The sequence below is a fragment of the Vreelandella sp. ssv genome (assembly GCF_059448525.1).
Genome location: NZ_CM182545.1, coordinates 1,953,426 through 1,970,868 on the forward strand (window position 1 = coordinate 1,953,426; position 17,443 = coordinate 1,970,868).

General features: G+C 50.8%; 17 protein-coding genes. 6 read left to right on the plus strand and 11 right to left on the minus strand.

Translation table 11 applies throughout. The features are described from left to right. Positions 1–268 precede the first annotated feature (268 nt). Entirely contained in the window at positions 269–439 is a 171-nt protein-coding gene (locus AC5TBW_RS08945) for a hypothetical protein (protein WP_495511716.1), read from the minus strand. A 381-nt stretch (positions 440–820) separates the two neighbouring features. Here AC5TBW_RS08945 and AC5TBW_RS08950 point away from each other — a divergent pair, with 381 nt between their 5' ends. Both AC5TBW_RS08950 and AC5TBW_RS08955 read left to right on the plus strand, forming a co-directional pair. After that, on the plus strand, positions 821–2,350 hold the full coding sequence (locus AC5TBW_RS08950) for a UxaA family hydrolase (RefSeq protein WP_495511717.1): 1,530 nt from the start codon (positions 821–823) through the stop codon (positions 2,348–2,350). 45 nt (positions 2,351–2,395) lie between these two features. Further along, positions 2,396–3,361, plus strand: a complete 966-nt coding sequence (locus tag AC5TBW_RS08955) for a GntR family transcriptional regulator (RefSeq protein WP_495511718.1) — start codon at positions 2,396–2,398, stop codon at positions 3,359–3,361. 21 nt (positions 3,362–3,382) lie between these two features. On the opposite strand, the gene AC5TBW_RS08960 is transcribed toward AC5TBW_RS08955, so the two are convergent. The 6 genes from AC5TBW_RS08960 to AC5TBW_RS08985 all read right to left on the minus strand — a co-directional run bounded on the left by AC5TBW_RS08960 (position 3,383) and on the right by AC5TBW_RS08985 (position 9,463). Continuing rightward, positions 3,383–4,276 carry an NAD(P)-dependent oxidoreductase gene (locus tag AC5TBW_RS08960; protein ID WP_495511719.1) on the minus strand — a complete coding sequence of 298 codons (894 nt, stop codon included), beginning with the start codon at positions 4,274–4,276 and terminating at the stop codon, positions 3,383–3,385. Positions 4,277–4,400: 124 nt separating this feature from the next. Continuing rightward, a complete protein-coding gene (gene araD1, locus AC5TBW_RS08965) occupies positions 4,401–5,405 on the minus strand; it encodes an AraD1 family protein (protein WP_495511720.1) in 1,005 nt (334 codons plus the stop codon). A gap of 38 nt (positions 5,406–5,443) precedes the next feature. After that, the gene (locus tag AC5TBW_RS08970) at positions 5,444–6,490 is read right to left on the minus strand and encodes an Ldh family oxidoreductase (RefSeq protein WP_495511721.1); all 1,047 of its coding nucleotides are present in this window, start codon (positions 6,488–6,490) and stop codon (positions 5,444–5,446) included. After that, positions 6,487–8,001, minus strand: coding sequence for a tripartite tricarboxylate transporter permease (locus AC5TBW_RS08975; protein ID WP_495511722.1), 1,515 nt, complete (start codon positions 7,999–8,001; stop codon positions 6,487–6,489). Before AC5TBW_RS08975 ends, AC5TBW_RS08970 begins: the two co-directional genes overlap by 4 nt. Before the next feature lie 3 nt (positions 8,002–8,004). After that, positions 8,005–8,475: a tripartite tricarboxylate transporter TctB family protein gene (locus AC5TBW_RS08980; protein ID WP_495511723.1), complete on the minus strand. Its 471-nt coding sequence runs from the start codon at positions 8,473–8,475 to the stop codon at positions 8,005–8,007. A gap of 13 nt (positions 8,476–8,488) precedes the next feature. After that, entirely contained in the window at positions 8,489–9,463 is a 975-nt protein-coding gene (locus AC5TBW_RS08985; RefSeq protein ID WP_495511724.1) for a tripartite tricarboxylate transporter substrate binding protein, read from the minus strand. A gap of 252 nt (positions 9,464–9,715) precedes the next feature. On the opposite strand from AC5TBW_RS08985, the gene gbd reads away from it, so the two are divergent. Together gbd and AC5TBW_RS08995 are read left to right on the plus strand one after the other, a co-directional pair. Beyond that, positions 9,716–10,852 carry a 4-hydroxybutyrate dehydrogenase gene (gbd, locus tag AC5TBW_RS08990; protein WP_495511725.1) on the plus strand — a complete coding sequence of 379 codons (1,137 nt, stop codon included), beginning with the start codon at positions 9,716–9,718 and terminating at the stop codon, positions 10,850–10,852. Between the two features lie 30 nt (positions 10,853–10,882). Then, the gene (locus AC5TBW_RS08995; protein ID WP_495511726.1) at positions 10,883–11,671 is read left to right on the plus strand and encodes an SDR family oxidoreductase; all 789 of its coding nucleotides are present in this window, start codon (positions 10,883–10,885) and stop codon (positions 11,669–11,671) included. A 133-nt stretch (positions 11,672–11,804) separates the two neighbouring features. Here AC5TBW_RS08995 and AC5TBW_RS09000 read toward each other — a convergent pair whose 3' ends face one another. After that, the gene (locus tag AC5TBW_RS09000; protein WP_495511727.1) at positions 11,805–12,692 is read right to left on the minus strand and encodes an NAD(P)-dependent oxidoreductase; all 888 of its coding nucleotides are present in this window, start codon (positions 12,690–12,692) and stop codon (positions 11,805–11,807) included. 282 nt (positions 12,693–12,974) lie between these two features. On the opposite strand from AC5TBW_RS09000, the gene AC5TBW_RS09005 reads away from it, so the two are divergent. After that, positions 12,975–13,811 (plus strand): DUF6694 family lipoprotein, encoded by an 837-nt coding sequence (locus AC5TBW_RS09005; protein WP_495511728.1) that lies wholly within the window; start codon positions 12,975–12,977, stop codon positions 13,809–13,811. 71 nt (positions 13,812–13,882) lie between these two features. On the opposite strand, the gene AC5TBW_RS09010 is transcribed toward AC5TBW_RS09005, so the two are convergent. From AC5TBW_RS09010 to ppnN, 3 genes are all read right to left on the minus strand, one after another. Further along, positions 13,883–14,083 (minus strand): hypothetical protein, encoded by a 201-nt coding sequence (locus tag AC5TBW_RS09010; protein WP_495511729.1) that lies wholly within the window; start codon positions 14,081–14,083, stop codon positions 13,883–13,885. 120 nt (positions 14,084–14,203) lie between these two features. Next, positions 14,204–14,935 carry a sulfite exporter TauE/SafE family protein gene (locus AC5TBW_RS09015; RefSeq protein WP_495511730.1) on the minus strand — a complete coding sequence of 244 codons (732 nt, stop codon included), beginning with the start codon at positions 14,933–14,935 and terminating at the stop codon, positions 14,204–14,206. Positions 14,936–14,999: 64 nt separating this feature from the next. Beyond that, positions 15,000–16,382, minus strand: a complete 1,383-nt coding sequence (gene ppnN / locus AC5TBW_RS09020) for a nucleotide 5'-monophosphate nucleosidase PpnN (protein WP_495511731.1) — start codon at positions 16,380–16,382, stop codon at positions 15,000–15,002. Positions 16,383–16,529: 147 nt separating this feature from the next. Between ppnN and AC5TBW_RS09025 the strand changes: the two genes are divergently transcribed. Further along, entirely contained in the window at positions 16,530–17,435 is a 906-nt protein-coding gene (locus AC5TBW_RS09025) for a LysR family transcriptional regulator (RefSeq protein WP_495511732.1), read from the plus strand. The last annotated feature ends 8 nt before the right edge of the window (positions 17,436–17,443 follow it).

Consider the following 17,443-nt stretch of genomic DNA (forward strand, 5'->3'; position numbering starts at 1 on the left):
AAAGTTGGGGTGAAGAGATTCCGCAGGATATTCACTCTGGGGAGCTACTAAAGTGCCATTGGCGAGCTGGATACACCGTTCCGCTTCAGCGTAGCATCGTGACGAGGATCAGTGACGGGCCGCGTTGCGCATCAATGCCTTCCAGCCTCTCTATTCTTCAAACAGTTAAGCCCCACTGGTGCTGCTAGCGGGGCTTTCTTATGAATGTATATTAGCATTCAGGGGGACGACCATTTTCACATGTGTATGCTGATGAGATACGTTGCGTTCAAGGTCGGTTGTCGAAGGTGTCGCTGGGGCGTTTAGCTGATGTATCACGCGGTGTAGCCTGAGTGTGTTGAGGCGTACGCTTTGCATCACTGCGACCACGAAACCCTGTCCAAGCATCTTTGGCTTTCTGCCGATTGGCTGGCTTACGCAGCCAGTTTACGAGGGCCATTATAATCCATTTCCTCATGCGAACCTCCTGGTTCCAATTGCTTTGGCGATTACATCCTTATATTGGGACTATAGCCTAAGCATTCAAGACAGACTGGAAATTGTACAAATACCTGACGCGCCAACCCTCTGGGTTCCTGTTTGTTGGCGTTTTTCTCATCTATAAATAGCAGCTATGACCGCCATCCCGCCGTTTTCCCTCACTCTATTGTATGACTATCGACATGCGCTTCGAGAGAAAGTAAACTGACCTTGATTGAATATTGCACACAATGATCATTAACTCGACGATAGTATAATATGCCCAGTACAACAATTCTAAATGCGCTGGTGCGGGGTACTGAGTGATTTGCACACGTCAAAGAGGCCTAGGGAGAAAATAATGGAGCTTATCAATAGTGTACCTGCTGTCATTAGGTTGAATCTGCATGACAACGTTGGCGTGGCGAGTAGGGCCGTTCCGAAGGGATACCCCATTGACGATGAGCAGCACACTGCCTATGAGAATATTGATGCTGGCCATAAGGTTGCGTTAACTGTCATTGAGCCAGAACAGCCCATCTTCAAATATGGTCAGATTATTGGGTTGGCAACGCGGCGCATCGAGGCCGGTGAGCATGTGCATACGCACAATATTGTTATGTGGGAACGTGACACTTCACTTGAGCATTTCAAGCCAGCGCCAAGGACATCAGTGACTGAAAGCCAGCGCACCTTTAATGGTTACCATCGGGCAAATGGACAAGTAGGGACCCGCAACTATATCGGCATTCTTTCCACCGTGAACTGTTCAGCCACGGTCTCAAAAGTGGTTGCAGAGCGTCTCAATGCCAGCGGTGAGTTTGAGGCATTAGGTTTTGATGGCGTTGTGCCGGTAACCCATGGTTCAGGCTGCGCAATGAATACGGAGTCTGAGGGGTTTGCATTCCTTGAACGAGTATTGAATGGCTATGCGATCAATCCGAATTTTGCTTTTGTGCTAATTATTGGTTTAGGTTGCGAAGCTAATCAAGTTAAGCAGCTGGTTGAAAAATACGGACTGACAGATACATCAAGAATATTTTATTTTAATATTCAGAGCGCTGGCGGAACCCGAGCCAGTATTGAAAAGGCGTCCGAAAAAATTCGTCAAATGTCGAATGACTACCGTCATGCCGAGAGACGCCCGGCCCCGCTGAGTCACCTTACCGTAGCCCTACAGTGTGGTGGGTCAGACGGCTATTCCGGCATTACTGCCAACCCTGCCCTGGGACATGCGGCTGATCTCATCGTCCAGCATGGCGGTAGCGTTATATTGAGTGAAACGCCTGAAATCTATGGTGCTGAGCATTTGCTTCTCGATAGAGCCATCAATGAAGACGTTGCGCGTAAGCTGCTCGAAAGGATCGAGTGGTGGAAACACTATACGCAAATCAATGGTGCTGAGTTAAACAATAATCCTTCGCCTGGAAATAAAGCAGGGGGCTTGTCTACCATCCTTGAAAAATCGCTGGGTGCTGTGGCTAAGAGTGGTTCTTCCAGCCTTAACGATGTGCTTGAGTATGCACAACCGTTGCAAGAGTCAGGTTTTAATTTTATGGATAGCCCCGGCTATGATCCGGTGTCCGTCACGGGGCAGATTGCCTCAGGCGCAACCGTTGTGTGTTTCACCACGGGGCGCGGCTCTGTCTCCGGATTCAAGCCCGCGCCGTGTATTAAGCTGGCCACCAATACGCAGATGTACGAAAGCATCCTTGAAGATATGGATATTAACTGTGGCACCATTGTGGATGGTACCGCCACAGTAGAAGAAGTGGGCGAGCATATTTTTGAGAAGATCATTTCGATTGCCTCAGGCGAGCAGAGTGCCAGTGAATCGTTGGGTTATGGTAACAATGAATTTGTGCCGTGGATGGTGGGTGCCGTTACTTAACAGCCCTATAGCCCTTTACTAACACCTATGTAATGAGTGACTTAAATGTCGCAATCGTTGAAAGACCAGCTTTATGAGGCGCTTAAGCGAAGTATCAACAATGGCCACCTTGAGTCAGGCTTAGTGCTACTCGAAGGCAATATTGCAGAAATATTCGGTATGAGCCGCTCCCCTGTTCGTCAGACATTAGGGCGTTTGCATGAAGAGCAGTTAATTTGCCGTTTTGAAGGCCGTGGCTATTTGGTGGGGGCTACGGCCGGTGACCCTATCAGGCGGAATCTAACCACGGCCGATTTTCGTGCCCTGGGCGAGGATGCCAAGATTGAGCGCACTGACGCTTGGCGTGCCATTGCAGATGTCGTCGAACATGATGTTGTCTTGAGTTCGATGAAGGGTAGGTTCGAGCTCAACGAACTGCAGCTGGCGAGGAAATACAATGTCAGCCGTACGATTACTCACCGAATTCTGCTCTACCTGCAGTCCATTGGAGTGGTTGAGAAAGTTAAGTACACCAGTTGGTCCATCGTGCCACTGGACAATGACCGGCTGCATAATCTTTATGAGGCGCGTAGGCAGCTAGAACCCTTTATGATTGCCCGGGCCACGCAGTTAATGCCCGAACAACAAATCTGCCATTTCATTGAGAAGTTAGAGCAGACAGCAGCGAAATATCCCAACGTCGCAGGCGCCACACTGGATGAACTTGAAAGCGATCTGCACTACACAACGGTGAGTATGGGAGGTAATCAAGAAATCTTCGACATGCTAAGGCGCACGCACCCTGTCCTGTTGATGAGCAAGCACCTGCTGGGCTCAAGCATGGCACTGCCAGACAAAGATCCGTTCTTTCATGATCATCTTAAAATCTTCGACAGAATGCGTCATAAACAGGGTGAGCAAGCTAGCCAAGCGCTCTCTGCCCACTTGGCAGGCTCTGAAGCCAAGGTTCAAGAACGCCTTAGCGATTTTCGTGACCACGGCGTTCTCGACATCCCCGATTACTTGCGCTAACGATAACGATAGTGTGCGTCGTTAATCGATGGGCATTTCATTTCTACGTCTGAGCTCTCGAATCAAGGCGCTGTGGTCGAGCTCTCCGTCGCCATGGTCAACAAGGTCTGTAAAAAGGCTATTAACCAGCGATGTTACTGGAAGTTCAAGCGACAGCTCTTTAGCGAGCGCAATGGTCGTTTGGGTATCTTTTAGTTGCCATTTCGCGGGCCCACCCGGTGCAAAGTCATTGGCAATCATGCGGGGGACATGGGAGCGCAAGATAGTGGAATCGGCGAACCCACCTAACAGCGCTTCGCGTACCTTGGCCGGGTCGGCACCGCCGCGTTCGGCCAGCAGCACTGCTTCCGAGACGGTGGCGATGGTATTGGCGACGATTAATTGATTGGCTAACTTGGCCAGTTGGCCGCTACCCGCGGGGCCGACATGTACCGGGTTGCCCATTGATTTCAGCAAGCCGCTCGTGCGCTCGAATGCGGCCACTTCACCGCCAACCATAATTGCCAAATTACCCGCTTGAGCACCTTTTTCACCTCCTGATACGGGGGCATCCAGATAACCAATCCCATGCTCAGCAGCGGCCTTGGCTTGCTGCTGGGCAGTTTCAACTGGGATCGAACTCATCACCACCAGTGTGCTGTGCGGTTTCATGGACGCCAAGAGACCGCTGGGGCCCAGGATCACCTCATCGCAGACAGGGCCTGAACTAAGCATGACCACCACAACGTCTGCTTGCTCAGCCGCCTGCTGGAAAGTCTCGCTTACCTCTATGCCTTGTGAGGTAAGGGCTTGCGCTTTATCCGTGGAGCGATTCCAGGCGCGCACCTGGTAGCCAGCCTTGGCAAGATTGGCGGCCATCGGCCCACCCATAATGCCTGTTCCAATAAAACCTATTGTTTTTTGATCGCTCATCATGACTACCTCGCTACTGAGCACCGTTAAATAATGGTGTCGATATGACCTACAACAGCCTGCTGGCGGATAAGAGTGGCAGGTAGTGCAAACTTGAAGTCGTTTTGCCTACTGTTTGAAATCTTTATCACAAGCGTTGAATCGCCGCTTCCCTAGCTTCGGCATGTTTTAAAGTATTGCTGAGCGGGCGGGATAAAATGTCGCATTCGATGCGCATTTCATCGCCATCGGCAAGCTGAACTTGATCAGCAAAGCTGAGAATGGCGGCGCCAAAGAAATGCACGTGTACCTGCCCAGGTACGCTAAATTGGGCATACTTGAAGTGGTGAAATTCAAGGTTGGCTAGGGAGTGACACATGTGTCGTTCGCCGCTTGAGAACGAATGTGTCCATAGCGTATTTCCCTGGCGCAGAATTGATACCCGTCCGATGACCTCTTCAGGCAGCTCATCGACAAAAATTTCCGGGCCGATGCTACATTCACGCAGTTTGGAATGGGCAAGATAAAGGTAATTCTGCTTTTCCGTCACATGGTCCGCAAATTCGTTGCCCAGCGTATAGCCGATTCGGAACACGCGCCCCTCATTGTTGACGATATAGACGCCCGCCAGCTCAGCCTCTTCGCCACCGTCTAGCGCAAACTCAGGCATTTCAATCGGCTGATAGGGGGCTTTGAGTATGTGGCCGGTTCCCTTGTAAAACCATTCAGGTTGTACGCCGACTTCGCCATCACTAGGCTTGCCGCCATCAACGCCGAGCTGAAACATTTTTTGCGTATCGGTAGCCGTTTCCTGTTGGGAGGGCCTCTCTTCGCTGCTCTGTTGATGCATTTTATTGCGTGGTGCCGCACTGCCCATATGCGTTAAACCGGTACCGGTCAGTACCAAATGCATTGGATCGGGGTGCGTTATGGGCGGGCACAACCTTTGCTCACGGATCGTTTGGTCATAATCCAGCATTTCATCTGTAGCGTACTTCTTGGCGACGTCAAATAGGCGCAACCCCTTATTGGCGGCTTCTAATGCAATCGGATAGAGGGGTTCAGCAAGTAGATGGAGCGTATTGCCATCGACTCTGGCTGCTACCGTTTTACCCTGAGCGTTGGTGAGCTGCACCATATTATGCTCAAACATCATAGTTATCCCTTTTATAAACCAGACACGAAGGCCCCTTAAAAACGACCCTTCAAAGAGGAGTCATCAATTGCCTTCTGCAGCTCGACCACGACATCGTTAGGCAGTGGAATACCCTGATCAAGATACTCTGCACGTCGGCTAAGGCCCGCTTGGCCAGGCATGCGCACAGGACGCTGTGGAACTACGGGGGGAGAACTCAGGCACGCTTTAACCAAATGATCCGTTTCATCAAGGAACGCCTCTGTGCCTGCGAATAGCGCGGGGTCGATCACCATCACCGTGACAGAGGCTCCCCAACCGCTGGGCTCGTCTTTACGACCGAATCCGCCTAATGCCGAGGTCAGGGCCTCGACCATCAATCCCATCGCAAACCCCTTATGACCGAATTCCTGGCCACCAAGCGGCAGGATGCTACCCTGTGGGTCGCTGAAAAAATCCGCTGGATCGTCGCTAGCAACGCCCGTATTTGTCAGGATGACGGGGTGCGCCATTTTGGTTTTCTCGGCGTTAGCTTTAGCAACACTGCCGTTCGTGACGGTCGACATACTGACATCCATCATGATCGGCTGAACGCGACTGGGGATGCCCATTGCAATGGGGTTGGGGGTGTAAACAGGGTAGAGACCGCCAAACGGAGCCACCGATTTCACCGCTGGATCCGAGGTCATAATGATCGGCATCAAGCCTTGCTCGACGAAAGGCTGCAAGTATGACGCCAGGCAGGCGATATGGTGTGAGCGCTTGATACTCACAATACCAATCCCAGACTCTCTTGCCGCCGCTGCACTGCGTTCCAGCGCTTTTTGCACTAGATAAGGGCCAAGAATATAGTGGCCATCCACCAGGGCAGCGACTGAGCTGATCTCTTTCAAGACCATCGCGTTGTGGTCACCGCACGCATGGCCCGACTTCAAATCTTTTAAGTAACCGTTAGCCAGTTTTATGCCATGGGTGTGATGACCTAACAAATCTCCTTCAATGAGAATGGCACTGGTCGTTTCACTCACTTCACGAGAGGCCCCGGCCTCCATGAACAGGCTAACCAGTACGTCTTCCAACCAACCTTTTGTATAGCGTTTCATGAAATCCTCTGCGCTTTATTATGGCTATTGTTTTTGATTTTTTTGTAGGCCATGACTAATAACGGAGAGAGCCATAGCAAGATAACGAGCGCACCAAGACCGGCGCTGATGGGGCGCGAAAAGAAACTCAGCAGATCGCCATTGCTTTTCAGCATTGAGCTCATAAAACTGTTTTCCAGTGTCGTGCCCAGCACTAGACCCAGAATCGCCGGTGCCATTGGAAAATCACACCGGGCCAGGATGGAAGCGATAAACCCGATCAGGAGCATTATCCAGACATCGGTAATCGAATTATTAATAGAGAAGGCGCCGACGAGACAGAAGCACAAGATGATCGGCATCAGGATCTTGCGGGGCGTTAATATGAACACCTTGGCAGATTTTATTGCCGCATAGCCAATCGGTAGCATGATTAAGTTGGCAATAAAGAACACAATGAAAAGCGCATAGATCAAGCCGGTGCCATCCATAAAAATGGTGGGGCCAGGATTCATGCCTTTCATGTAGAGCACGCCAATAACAATGGCGGTTATCGAGTCACCCGGAATCCCGAATACCAAGGCCGGCACCCAAGCGCCGCTAATCCCCGAGTTATTGGCAGAACTGGCATCGACAATGCCTTCGATATGACCGGTTCCATAAGCTTGTTTCTGTTTAGAGCGGCCTTTGCCAACGGCATAAGCGATCCAGGCTGCAATGTCAGCTCCCGCACCGGGAAGTGCACCAATCAGCGTTCCAATCGAGCTGCCTCTTATCATATTTGGCCAATAAGCCTTTATATGCTTCGGTGCCTGCTTGAAAACACTATCTTTGGATAACGACGGCAGCTCTCTTCCCTCATTGCGCGAACCATAAAACAGCATGAGTTCGTTGAGGGCGAACATACCGATCATCACTGGAATGAAGTTAATCCCCCCCATCAGGTCTGGGATGCCGAAAGTGAAGCGGGGGGCACCACTCATCATATCCAGGCCGACAGTCGAGAGTAGTAAACCGATCATTAAAGAGAGAAAGGCTTTAACCCTGGAACCAATGGAGATAAAAATAGAACAGCTTAACCCCAGTAGTGCTAACCAGAAATATTCATAAGAACTAAACTGAAGCGCCACCTCGGCTAATGAAGGGGAAACAAAGACCAGGATTAATGTTCCGAATAGACCGCCAAACACCGAACAGATCAAGTTCATGCCCAGTGTTTCTCTGGCTCGGCCCTTATGCGCCAATAGATGTGAATCGGCGACATAGGCAGCCGAAGAGGGCGTGCCGGGAATGTTCAAATAGGTGGCGGGAATATCCCCAGCAAAGATGGCCATGGCCGATGTGGTGACAATGGCCGCAATGGCTGGTGTGGGGTCCATGTAGAAGGTGATGGGGACCAGCAGCGCAACGGCCATCGTAGCAGTCAGGCCTGGCACAGCCCCGACGAACACACCGAAGATAGCGGCTGCAAAGATCACCAGTATTGTTTCTATATTAAAAACGAGCTGCAGCCCTAACAGAAATGCTTCCATAATCTAACCCCAAAAATTCATTAGCCCTTCAGGAAGGGGGATCAGCAGGTATCGCGAGAATAGAAAATAGATGATGAGGGACGCGACAAGGGAGACAAGCAGTGCCAAGGGCAGGGAGGTCTTTCTCACCAGCATGAGCACGAACATAATGATGCCCAGGCACAGGGCTGCGCCAAGGAACTCGCTAGCGAATATATAAAAGATAATAAGTGCGCAGGGGAGAAGTGAGACAAGAATAGAGCGTAAGTCGAATAGCTTGCCTTCATTCGCCTCTGTGCCAGACAGCTGGCGTTTTAGCGTAGGTAGCTGCGTGGCCGAAAGTACCAGTCCCCCTATGAGAAACCCTCCCCCAATGAGGGAGGGAAACAGAGATGGACCATATTGAAGGCTTGCCATCGTTGGGTACTGGCTAGCGACAGTTATAACAACCGCGCCAAGCAGCATGAAGGCTAGCCCCAAAAGGAGATCTCTCATGTTGACTATCCCCTTATTGGCTCAGCCCAACGTTCTCAATAATTTCTCCATACACAGCATCCATTTCGACCATTAGCTCACCAAACTCTTCGGCATTACGCCATTCGGTGCCAAAGCCTTGTTTAGCCATGAAGTCTTGATAGGTATCGCTGTTGTAGGCGGCCTCTAGCGCTTCCTCAAGGGTCGCCACGATTTCCTCATCCATACCTTTGGGGCCAGTGATGCCTCGCCATTCACCAACGAGATAATCACTGCCGATGGCTTCATTAATGGTGGGGACATCGGGGAAGCTGTTAATGCGCTCTGGTGCCATTATGCCCAGGCTTTTGGCACGACCGGCTTCGATCATCGAGCGACCTTCGGGAACTGAGCTCGGCACAATATCGATACCACCAGCTGCGAGTTCTGTCATTGCTGGCGCAGCGCCCTGGCTGGGGATCCAGGTTACGCGGTTGGCTTCAAGCCCTTGATCCATCAAGAAACCCGCAAAGGCGAGATGCCATACACCACCTTGTCCTGTACCTGATGCTTTAAAGGTACCCATAGGTTGCTCAGCAATAGCATCAACGAGTTCTTGTACCGAGTCGTAAGGAGCATCGGCGGCTACTTGAATACCGGCGTAATCAAAGTTGATCTGACCAATCGGGGTGAAGTCCTCATAAGTCAGATCGGTTAAGCCTTGCCAGTGCATCATATTGAGCTCACCGGTTGCCAAACCCAGGGTGTAACCATCCGGTTTTGCACTCGCCATGGCACTGTGGCCGACCACACCGCTACCACCTGTACGGTTAACCACATTGACGGTTTGGCCCAATTGCTCTTCCAACGCAGCGGCAATGGTGCGCGCGGTCGCATCTGTGCCGCCACCTGCGGCCCATGGAACGATAATAGTAATAGGTTTTTCAGGGTAGGCCGCCAGTACTGAACTGGATGCTGTTAGTAGGAGTAGAGCAGTGATGTGCTTGAGTGATTTAGTTTTATTGATCATTTTTATGTGAGCCTCGGTTTTTGTGTATTTATCGATTGGCAAAACAAATCTAGCATTAACGACCATTGTGTTCAATAATCATATTTTGTAGACTTTAGTTCTATTTTGACGCTTCTCCTCTGGCTTTTTAGGAGGGAAATTGGCCGAAATTACGCTTAACGATATTTGCTGGTGGCGTTTCATGAGCAGGCTTGTTCGCCGTACGAGAGTACGTTATTACTTAAAAACACTAACAATTCCAAAGGTAATGAAATGGCAATAATCAACTATGTCACTCAAATTCAATTTGATTTCGGGGCCGCCTCGTTGTTGCAGCAGGAGTGTGATCGCCTGGGCATTCGACATCCAATGGTAGTGACCGATGCGGGAGTGCGGGCGGCGGGTATTGTTGACCAGGTACTGAAGCATCTCCGTGATCCAGCGCCAGCCATTTATGATCAGACGCCTCCCAACCCCAATGAGGCTGCCGTTCGAGAGGCCACTGCTTTATACCGAGATGGAGGATTCGATGGCATCATTGCGATTGGAGGCGGTTCCTCAATCGATCTTGCGAAAGGGGTGGCTATTTGCGGTACCCATGAAGGCTCTTTGAAGTCCTTTGCGGTGGTTGAGGGAGGCTCAGAACGAATTACCGCCGCCACGGCACCTGTGATCGCTATTCCAACAACGGCAGGCACCGGGAGTGAAGTAGGCCGCGGGGCGATTTTGATTCTGGAAGATGGACGTAAAGTTGGCCTGTTATCACCCCACTTGGTACCTAAATCTGCAATTTGTGACCCTGAGTTAACATTGAGTCTGCCCGCACAAATGACGGCAGCCACGGGTATGGACGCTTTATCTCATTGCCTTGAAACATTCATGTCGGCGGCTTTCAATCCGCCTGCTGACGGCATCGCGTTGGACGGACTACGCCGCGGCTGGCTGAATATTGAGCGGGCAACGCGCAACCCCGGTGATCGGGAAGCACGTATGAATATGATGAGTGCCTCGATGCAGGGTGCGATGGCCTTTCAGAAAGGACTAGGGTGCGTACATAGTTTGAGTCATTCGTTAGGCGGTATTAATCCGCGCCTTCACCACGGCACGCTCAACGCCATTTTCCTGCCCGCGGTTATTGAGTTCAATTCTAGCTGTGATTCTGTAAAGCATGAGCAAAAGCTTGAACGCATCGCTCAGACGATGCAGCTCCATAGCCCCGATGATATTGGACCTGCCATTAAAGACATGAGTAGGCGCCTCGAGTTACCCATGGGTTTAGCGGAATTGGACGTGTCCCAAGCGCTATTCCCGCGAATTATCAAAGGCGCTTTAGCTGATCACACCCATAAAACGAATCCCCGCGTTGCAAGTGAACAGGATTATCAGTGGATGCTTGAGCAGTCCCTATAAATCGATCACTGGCGAAACAGGAGCAGAAAAATGGAACTGGGAATTGAAGGACGTTGGGCACTGGTGTGTGCTGCGAGCAAAGGTCTCGGAAAGGGGTGTGCCGAGGCGTTGGTCATGGAGGGGGCGAATGTCGTTATCAATGCACGTTCCTCTCATTTGCTTGAAGAAACAGCGGTTCATTTAAGGCAAATGAACCCTGATGTGACGGTGCTCACCGTGGCGGGGGATATTTCACTAGAAAAGACACGTGAAGCGGCGTTAGCCGCTTGCCCCCAAATAGATATATTGATTAATAATGCAGGCGGTCCTCCCCCAGGTGATTTCAGAGAGTGGTCAAGGCAGGACTGGTTAGACGCTGTCGATGTCAACATGGTCACCCCTATTGAACTCATTAAGGCAACGGTGGATGCAATGGCGGAACGGGGCTTTGGCCGGGTGATTAATATCACCTCTGCAGCCGTTAAAGCACCTATCGATATTTTGGGGCTATCCAATGGGGCTCGCAGTGGGTTGACGGGTTTTATTGCGGGGTTGGCTCGCCAGCCGCAGTTGGCTGGGCGCAACGTGACAATCAATAACTTGTTACCAGGCTCTTTTGATACTGATCGATTAAAGAGCACCCATCAAAACGTCGCTAAATCATCCAACCAGGAATACGAAAGCGTTCGGGACTCCTTTCGTCAAAAAGTCCCTGCACAGCGCTTCGGCACGGCGGAAGAGTTTGGCGCCTTCTGTGCGTTTCTGTGTAGCGCTCAGGCCGGTTATATGACCGGACAAAATATACTGCTGGATGGTGGCAGTTACCCGGGAACGTACTGAGCAGCAGATGTTGTGAATAGCGCAATCCAATAACATCGACGTGGCGAACTTCTTTAATGTGTAATCGGCACGCCGATGTTTTGCCTGCTTTTAACCAGTAGCCTTCCAATGTCGACTCGCTTAATGGGGAGGCTTACTGATTTTTTTTATTTCGCAGCATGCTGGCGTCGTAAAGCCGAGGCACATACTGGTCGCTACCCAGTACGTTTTCAGCTTGCTTTAACACCTCGCGTAAGGCGGGCAGCATCATGCTCTCGAAACCAGATGCCGCTATCGTTTCGCTTAAATAACCCATGTCCTTACCGGCATTGCCCAGGCTAAAGCGCAACCGCGTTTCATCTGCTTCAAGCACCCAGGGCATAACGGCGTTGAACATGGCGCTATTGGCGCCGCCTTGTGAACACACGTCATATAATTTGTGTTGATCAACCTCCATGTTGGCCGCCATGGCTGCTGCTTCTGACGCCAGGGCTGCGGCGCCAAGCGAAAGATAGTTATTGATCAGTTTAAGTTTGTGCGCTGACCCTAGCTCTCCAACATGAAATATATTTTCAGCAAAGGCTTCTATGGCAGGCCGCGCCTGGTCGACTATCTTTTGGCTTCCTCCCACCATGACATTGAGCCGACCTTCGCGGGCCTCCTTCGGCGTTCTTGCTAATGGAGCGTCTAACATGTGGCATCCTGCAGCTTCGATTCGCGCGGATAACCGTTGTGTCGATTGAGGTAGCGATGTCGAGCAATCAACGATAATCAGCCCAGGCTTCGCACCTGCAAGAAGTCCCTCACTGTCCAGAGTAATATTTTCCATTTGCTCACTGGTACTGACACAAACAAAAACGATGTTACTTTGTGAAGCAACTTCCGCGGGTGTTCCCACCTCTTTTGCGCCTAACTCGCAAAGCGTTTCTATAGGCGCGCGGTTGCGATGCGCCATAATCGTCAAAGGGAATTTATGCCTAATGAGGTTTTCAGCCATACCCTGGCCCATTAAGCCAAGACCTATAAAACCAATTTTTAGCATCTTCGGACTCCTTTTTTATAAAGTTGTTAGGGTTTAAGTTTTCTTGATTTAGATGACGAATGTGCACTGACAGATAATCACCTTGCCGCCAATTACGATAGGTGGCACCTTGGTTTGATTGTCAGCGATCTAATCTAAACTAGCAGTTAAGATAAAACGCGGGTGGATTGCCACCCAGTTAGTGACGAAATTAACGTGGCGGTCTCAAAGGGTAGTGGTGTTTGGCACTTTCCGTTAAGCTCTTCTGCAATTTTTTATCTTTGTTTGCGTTGAGGTGAGTGTATGTGGAGCCTTCTAAGGCTGTCTGCAATAGCACTATCATTATTCATGATAGCGGGTTGCTCAGATCCCAAAATTGACACCAGCTCCATGCCAGCGTCAGTGGTTTCGGTCGAGAAAGTGCGCAATTCACTGCCGACTTATAAGCGCGATGATTTTGATCAGGGGCTAATCATTATTGCCACTGCGTCCACGTTCGATGGGCTTGATATTATTAATCCTCACCGTATGAATGCAGCTGAAATCGCTGAGTCGGCTAATTTTCAAATGCACGGATTAACGGGGGATCAGGTTATTCATCGAGCCGACCAGATACTTCGCGAGCGACGGTCACGCGAACGTGAACTGGCCATTCGTACGTTAAGACGCTTGGAAGAGAAACAGGCTAAAGCCAGCAGTGACCAGCAGCAGTTAGCACGATTCAGCATTGATGAAGCTCGCTATTACATGGCGGAAAGCCCCTATGGAGCCTCTGAGCCCGTCATAGACCTTGAAGTCGCCAATGGCACTGATCAGGTCATATCCGAACTTTTCCTGAGAGGCGTGTTGACTAGCCCTGATCGCTCCTTACCCTGGGTTGATGAGTCGTTTTACTACGTTGTCGCGGGAGGCATTGAGCCTGGAGAAACGCTGAAATTGAGCCTTGCTCCCAACCGTTTTGGCCCGTGGGGGGATATCCAAATACCTCATGATGCGGCGCTGACGATAACCTTGGAAGGCCTCCGAGGTGCTGATGACCAGCCGTTATGGGCGTCGCCCGCTCTCAGCGAAAGCGAAGTGGCGAAGCTAGAGCGTCTTCGTGAAGAGTATGGGGGCGTCGCCCTTTCACAGGCGGAATAAAACAATGCGCCCTATCGGGAATCCGATAGGGCGCATTGATTAATCACTAAAAACATTGGAGAGTTTTGGCTTTACTCTTTAGCTTCATGATCCGCTAAGGCCGCCACGATAGCTTCTTCCCACTGTCCTTCCGTTATCCCCCAATGCTCCATTTCCGCTTGGTCGGGGCTGCCTTCTGATGCAGCACGGAGTTTCTCAACGCTGCTGCTTTCATAGCAGTGCTTGGCAAAATCTTTCGTATTGACGTCTTTTAGTTGATTTATCATCGACATGTTGAGTTCCTTTCAATGGTGCGTCGTGAGGCAAGGCCTCTAAGTGTAGCTATTCTGGCTCTTTTTTTCTGCAATGGTTCCCGATATTGCTTAATTAGAGCGAAAAGGCGCGGCGAGTACCTAGCTGGCCAACCAGGCATCGATAAAAATTTTGCAGGCGATACCCGCCAGTAGCAGCATTATCAGATTATCAAACCAGCGATGGGGCAGTCGCTTGCCCAAATGCGCACCGAGCGGCATGGCGACCACAATAATAATCAAGGCAACAACGCTGTAGAGAAAACGTTCTAGGGTTAAAATGCCCGCGCTTAAAAGCGCTGGAATTTGCACGCTGGTAATGGCAACAAAAAAGACAGAAATGGAGCCGATAAAGACCCGACGTTCCAGTTGCATGGCATTTAAAAATGTCACCGACGCAGGGGCCGACATTCCTGCGGCGCCTTGCAATACTCCCGCCAGTAGCCCGGCGGGGATCACTATTCGCTCAGCGACATTAAACGGCAGCGCCATACGGCGTCTCGCCACCTTAATAGCCAAATACAGCACAATCGCGCCCGCCACCCCAAGGGACAGTAGGTCTGCTGAAAGTACCACCAGCCCCCACGTCCCAAGCACAATACCCAGTCCACCTGCGAGAGAGAATGCAGCCAAAAAACGTAATGGCAGTAAGTGCCGCCGGTATTGCCACACCTGTAATGCATTACTGATCAGGTTGGGAGCAACCAGTACCGCAATCGCGAGTTGCACATCGTAGAGCATCGTGAGGACAGGCACGACGATAACCGGGACACCAGAGCCAATAGCACCTTTGACGATACCAGCGGCTAATAGCGTCATTAACGCAATCAACATAGAGGTATCCCGGTTTCCTTCTACATACCGCTATTAAATAGCGGTTTATATGGATTGATGAGTGCTATTTCAGAACGTAGCAGGGCGTGTATGGCTGTCCGTCAAGTTTCATTCGGCCTTGTGCGACGAAGGAAGTTAAAAGCTCATCCAGGCGCTGCATCAATTCGGGTTCAGCGGTGAGTTCAAAGGGGCCGTGGGCTTTAATAGCGCGAATGCCCGGCTCTTTTACGTTACCAGCGACTATCCCTGAGAACGCGCGGCGTAGGTTGGCCGCAAGCTCATGGGTGGGTTGTTGGCGATGGAGCGCTAACGAGCGCATGGCTTCATGAGTCGGCTCGAAAGTGGCCTGAAATTCACGTGCGATGGTCAAGCGCCAGTTGTAGTAGAACGCATCCTGGTGCGTACGCCGGAATTCGGCGATTTCGTCGATGCCATGGCGCATGGTGCGCGCCACCGCAACCGGATCGCCGGTGATAATCGTGTAATAGCGACGAATATCCTCACCGAGCGTATAAACCAGGAATTCATCAATTTTCTGAAAATAGGCAGCGGAATCGGCAGGGCCAGTGAAAATTAACGGGAAAGGGATATCTTTATTGCTTGGGTGTAGCAAAATACCCAATAAATAGAGGATCTCTTCCGCCGTGCCAACACCGCCAGGGAAAACAATAATGCCGTGGCCGAGGCGCACGAATGCTTCCAGACGTTTCTCAATATCCGGCATTACCACCAATTCATTAACGATGGGATTAGGCGCTTCTGCGGCGATAATGCCGGGCTCAGAAATGCCTAAATAGCGGCCCTCTTTACGACGCTGTTTGGCATGGGCGACGTTAGCGCCCTTCATTGGGCCTTTCATCGCGCCAGGCCCACAGCCTGTGCAGATATCTAAATCACGTAGGCCTAAGTGATAGCCAACGTCTTTGGTGTATTCGTACTCTTCTCGAGAAATAGAGTGCCCACCCCAACACACCACTAAACTGGGGTCGCGGCCGGGTTTTAACGTGCCCGCTTTGCGCAGTATATGGAAGACCGCATTGGTGGTACCTTCGCCAGTGCTAAGGTCGAAGCGGTTGTGGTGTTGGATTTCGTTATAGACGTAAACAATATCGCGAATGACTGACGATAAGTGCTCGCGAATACCGCGAATCATGCGGCCATCTACAAACGCCTCCGCTGGCGCATTAGTCAGTTTTAAGCGAATGCCGCGGTCTTGTTGCATTACTTCAATATCAAAATCTTTATAGGCTTCTAAAATCGCCACGCTGTCGTCGCTTGGATTACCGCAATTTAGTACCGCCAGCGCACATTGCCGGAGCAGGTCATGAAGACCGCTTTTAGAAGTACTATGGAGACGATTAACTTCATGCTGAGAAAGTACTTCAAGGCTCCCCTCAGGGGAAATAATGCTTGAAAGGGTGGCGCGGGGTTGAAAGGTTGCGGTCATTAGTGCTCCTGTCCCTGGTCGTTTAAGTGCTATTGGCAGTCTACCATGCTCTGGCAGTCGGTACAGTGGCGCAACGGCTACCCAGGCCGCTGTGTTACTATGAAGTATGTTTAAAAGAATGGCTGCTAAAGACAATGGTTCTTTACTATGTTTAATGCCCAATATTTTCGTACGTTTATTACGTTAGTGGAAACAGGCAGTTTTACCCGAACTGCTCACCGCTTAGAAATGACGCAGCCCGGCGTAAGCCAGCATGTACGCAAGTTGGAGAGCTATTTAAATAAAGAGCTGCTAGAACGCAAAGGGCGTAGTTTTACGCTAACCGAAACGGGACGGCGCGCTTATGATTATGCGTTAAAGCTGTTTGCCGAGCACGAGCAGTTTCGTCACGGCTTGGACGATGATTCACTAGACAGTGGCGACTGCCGTATTGCTTCACCGGGAAGCGTAGGGTTGATGTTTTATCCGTATATATTGGGTCAACAGCAAATGCATCCCAATTTAACGGTCAACTATAGCTTCGCTTTTAACCATGAAATTGTGAATGATCTGTTAGAAGGCCGTTACGATATTGGCATTGTAACGGAAGCGATGAACCACCCAGAGCTTGATTGCTCTATTTGGCATCAGGAACCGCTCTGTTTGGTGGTTCCCGCTGACTTTGCGGGCAGCACGTTGTCTGATTTGATGGGCATCGGCTTTCTCAACTATTACGATGGCATCAACCATGCCAACGCGCTGTTACGGGCTAATTATCCCGATGAGTTTCGCTCAATGACGCATTTCCGCCATCAAGGTTTCACCAATGAAGTCAGCATGGTGCTGGATGCAGTCGCCAGGGGGCTAGGCTTTACCGTGGTATCGAGATTGGTGCTGGAAACGTCACCCTGGCAGCGCCAGGTCAAAGCCCTCAACCTGCCCAATGCGGTCAATGAAGTGCTCTACCTGCTTCGCCGCCGCGACTCCGTGCTCCCTAAGCGCTACGAAAAGCTGTTAAACGGTTTTCACGCCCAGCGTATGCACGAAAAAACGCCCCTGGTGCCATCAAGTTAGTTAAGGCA

What these genes read in the sequence shown, in the direction of transcription:
- AC5TBW_RS08995 (WP_495511726.1), top strand. Translation starts at nt 10,883, where the DNA reads ATGGAACTGGGAATTGAAGGACGTTGGGCACTGGTGTGTGCTGCGAGC.
- AC5TBW_RS08975 (WP_495511722.1), bottom strand. Translation starts at nt 8,001, where the DNA reads ATGGAAGCATTTCTGTTAGGGCTGCAGCTCGTTTTTAATATAGAAACA.
- AC5TBW_RS09005 (WP_495511728.1), top strand. Translation starts at nt 12,975, where the DNA reads ATGTGGAGCCTTCTAAGGCTGTCTGCAATAGCACTATCATTATTCATG.
- araD1 (WP_495511720.1), bottom strand. Translation starts at nt 5,405, where the DNA reads ATGTTTGAGCATAATATGGTGCAGCTCACCAACGCTCAGGGTAAAACG.
- AC5TBW_RS08985 (WP_495511724.1), bottom strand. Translation starts at nt 9,463, where the DNA reads ATGATCAATAAAACTAAATCACTCAAGCACATCACTGCTCTACTCCTA.
- AC5TBW_RS09000 (WP_495511727.1), bottom strand. Translation starts at nt 12,692, where the DNA reads ATGCTAAAAATTGGTTTTATAGGTCTTGGCTTAATGGGCCAGGGTATG.
- AC5TBW_RS08980 (WP_495511723.1), bottom strand. Translation starts at nt 8,475, where the DNA reads ATGAGAGATCTCCTTTTGGGGCTAGCCTTCATGCTGCTTGGCGCGGTT.
- gbd (WP_495511725.1), top strand. Translation starts at nt 9,716, where the DNA reads ATGGCAATAATCAACTATGTCACTCAAATTCAATTTGATTTCGGGGCC.
- AC5TBW_RS09010 (WP_495511729.1), bottom strand. Translation starts at nt 14,083, where the DNA reads ATGTCGATGATAAATCAACTAAAAGACGTCAATACGAAAGATTTTGCC.
- ppnN (WP_495511731.1), bottom strand. Translation starts at nt 16,382, where the DNA reads ATGACCGCAACCTTTCAACCCCGCGCCACCCTTTCAAGCATTATTTCC.
- AC5TBW_RS08950 (WP_495511717.1), top strand. Translation starts at nt 821, where the DNA reads ATGGAGCTTATCAATAGTGTACCTGCTGTCATTAGGTTGAATCTGCAT.
- AC5TBW_RS08945 (WP_495511716.1), bottom strand. Translation starts at nt 439, where the DNA reads ATGGCCCTCGTAAACTGGCTGCGTAAGCCAGCCAATCGGCAGAAAGCC.
- AC5TBW_RS09015 (WP_495511730.1), bottom strand. Translation starts at nt 14,935, where the DNA reads ATGTTGATTGCGTTAATGACGCTATTAGCCGCTGGTATCGTCAAAGGT.
- AC5TBW_RS08970 (WP_495511721.1), bottom strand. Translation starts at nt 6,490, where the DNA reads ATGAAACGCTATACAAAAGGTTGGTTGGAAGACGTACTGGTTAGCCTG.
- AC5TBW_RS08955 (WP_495511718.1), top strand. Translation starts at nt 2,396, where the DNA reads ATGTCGCAATCGTTGAAAGACCAGCTTTATGAGGCGCTTAAGCGAAGT.
- AC5TBW_RS08960 (WP_495511719.1), bottom strand. Translation starts at nt 4,276, where the DNA reads ATGATGAGCGATCAAAAAACAATAGGTTTTATTGGAACAGGCATTATG.
- AC5TBW_RS09025 (WP_495511732.1), top strand. Translation starts at nt 16,530, where the DNA reads ATGTTTAATGCCCAATATTTTCGTACGTTTATTACGTTAGTGGAAACA.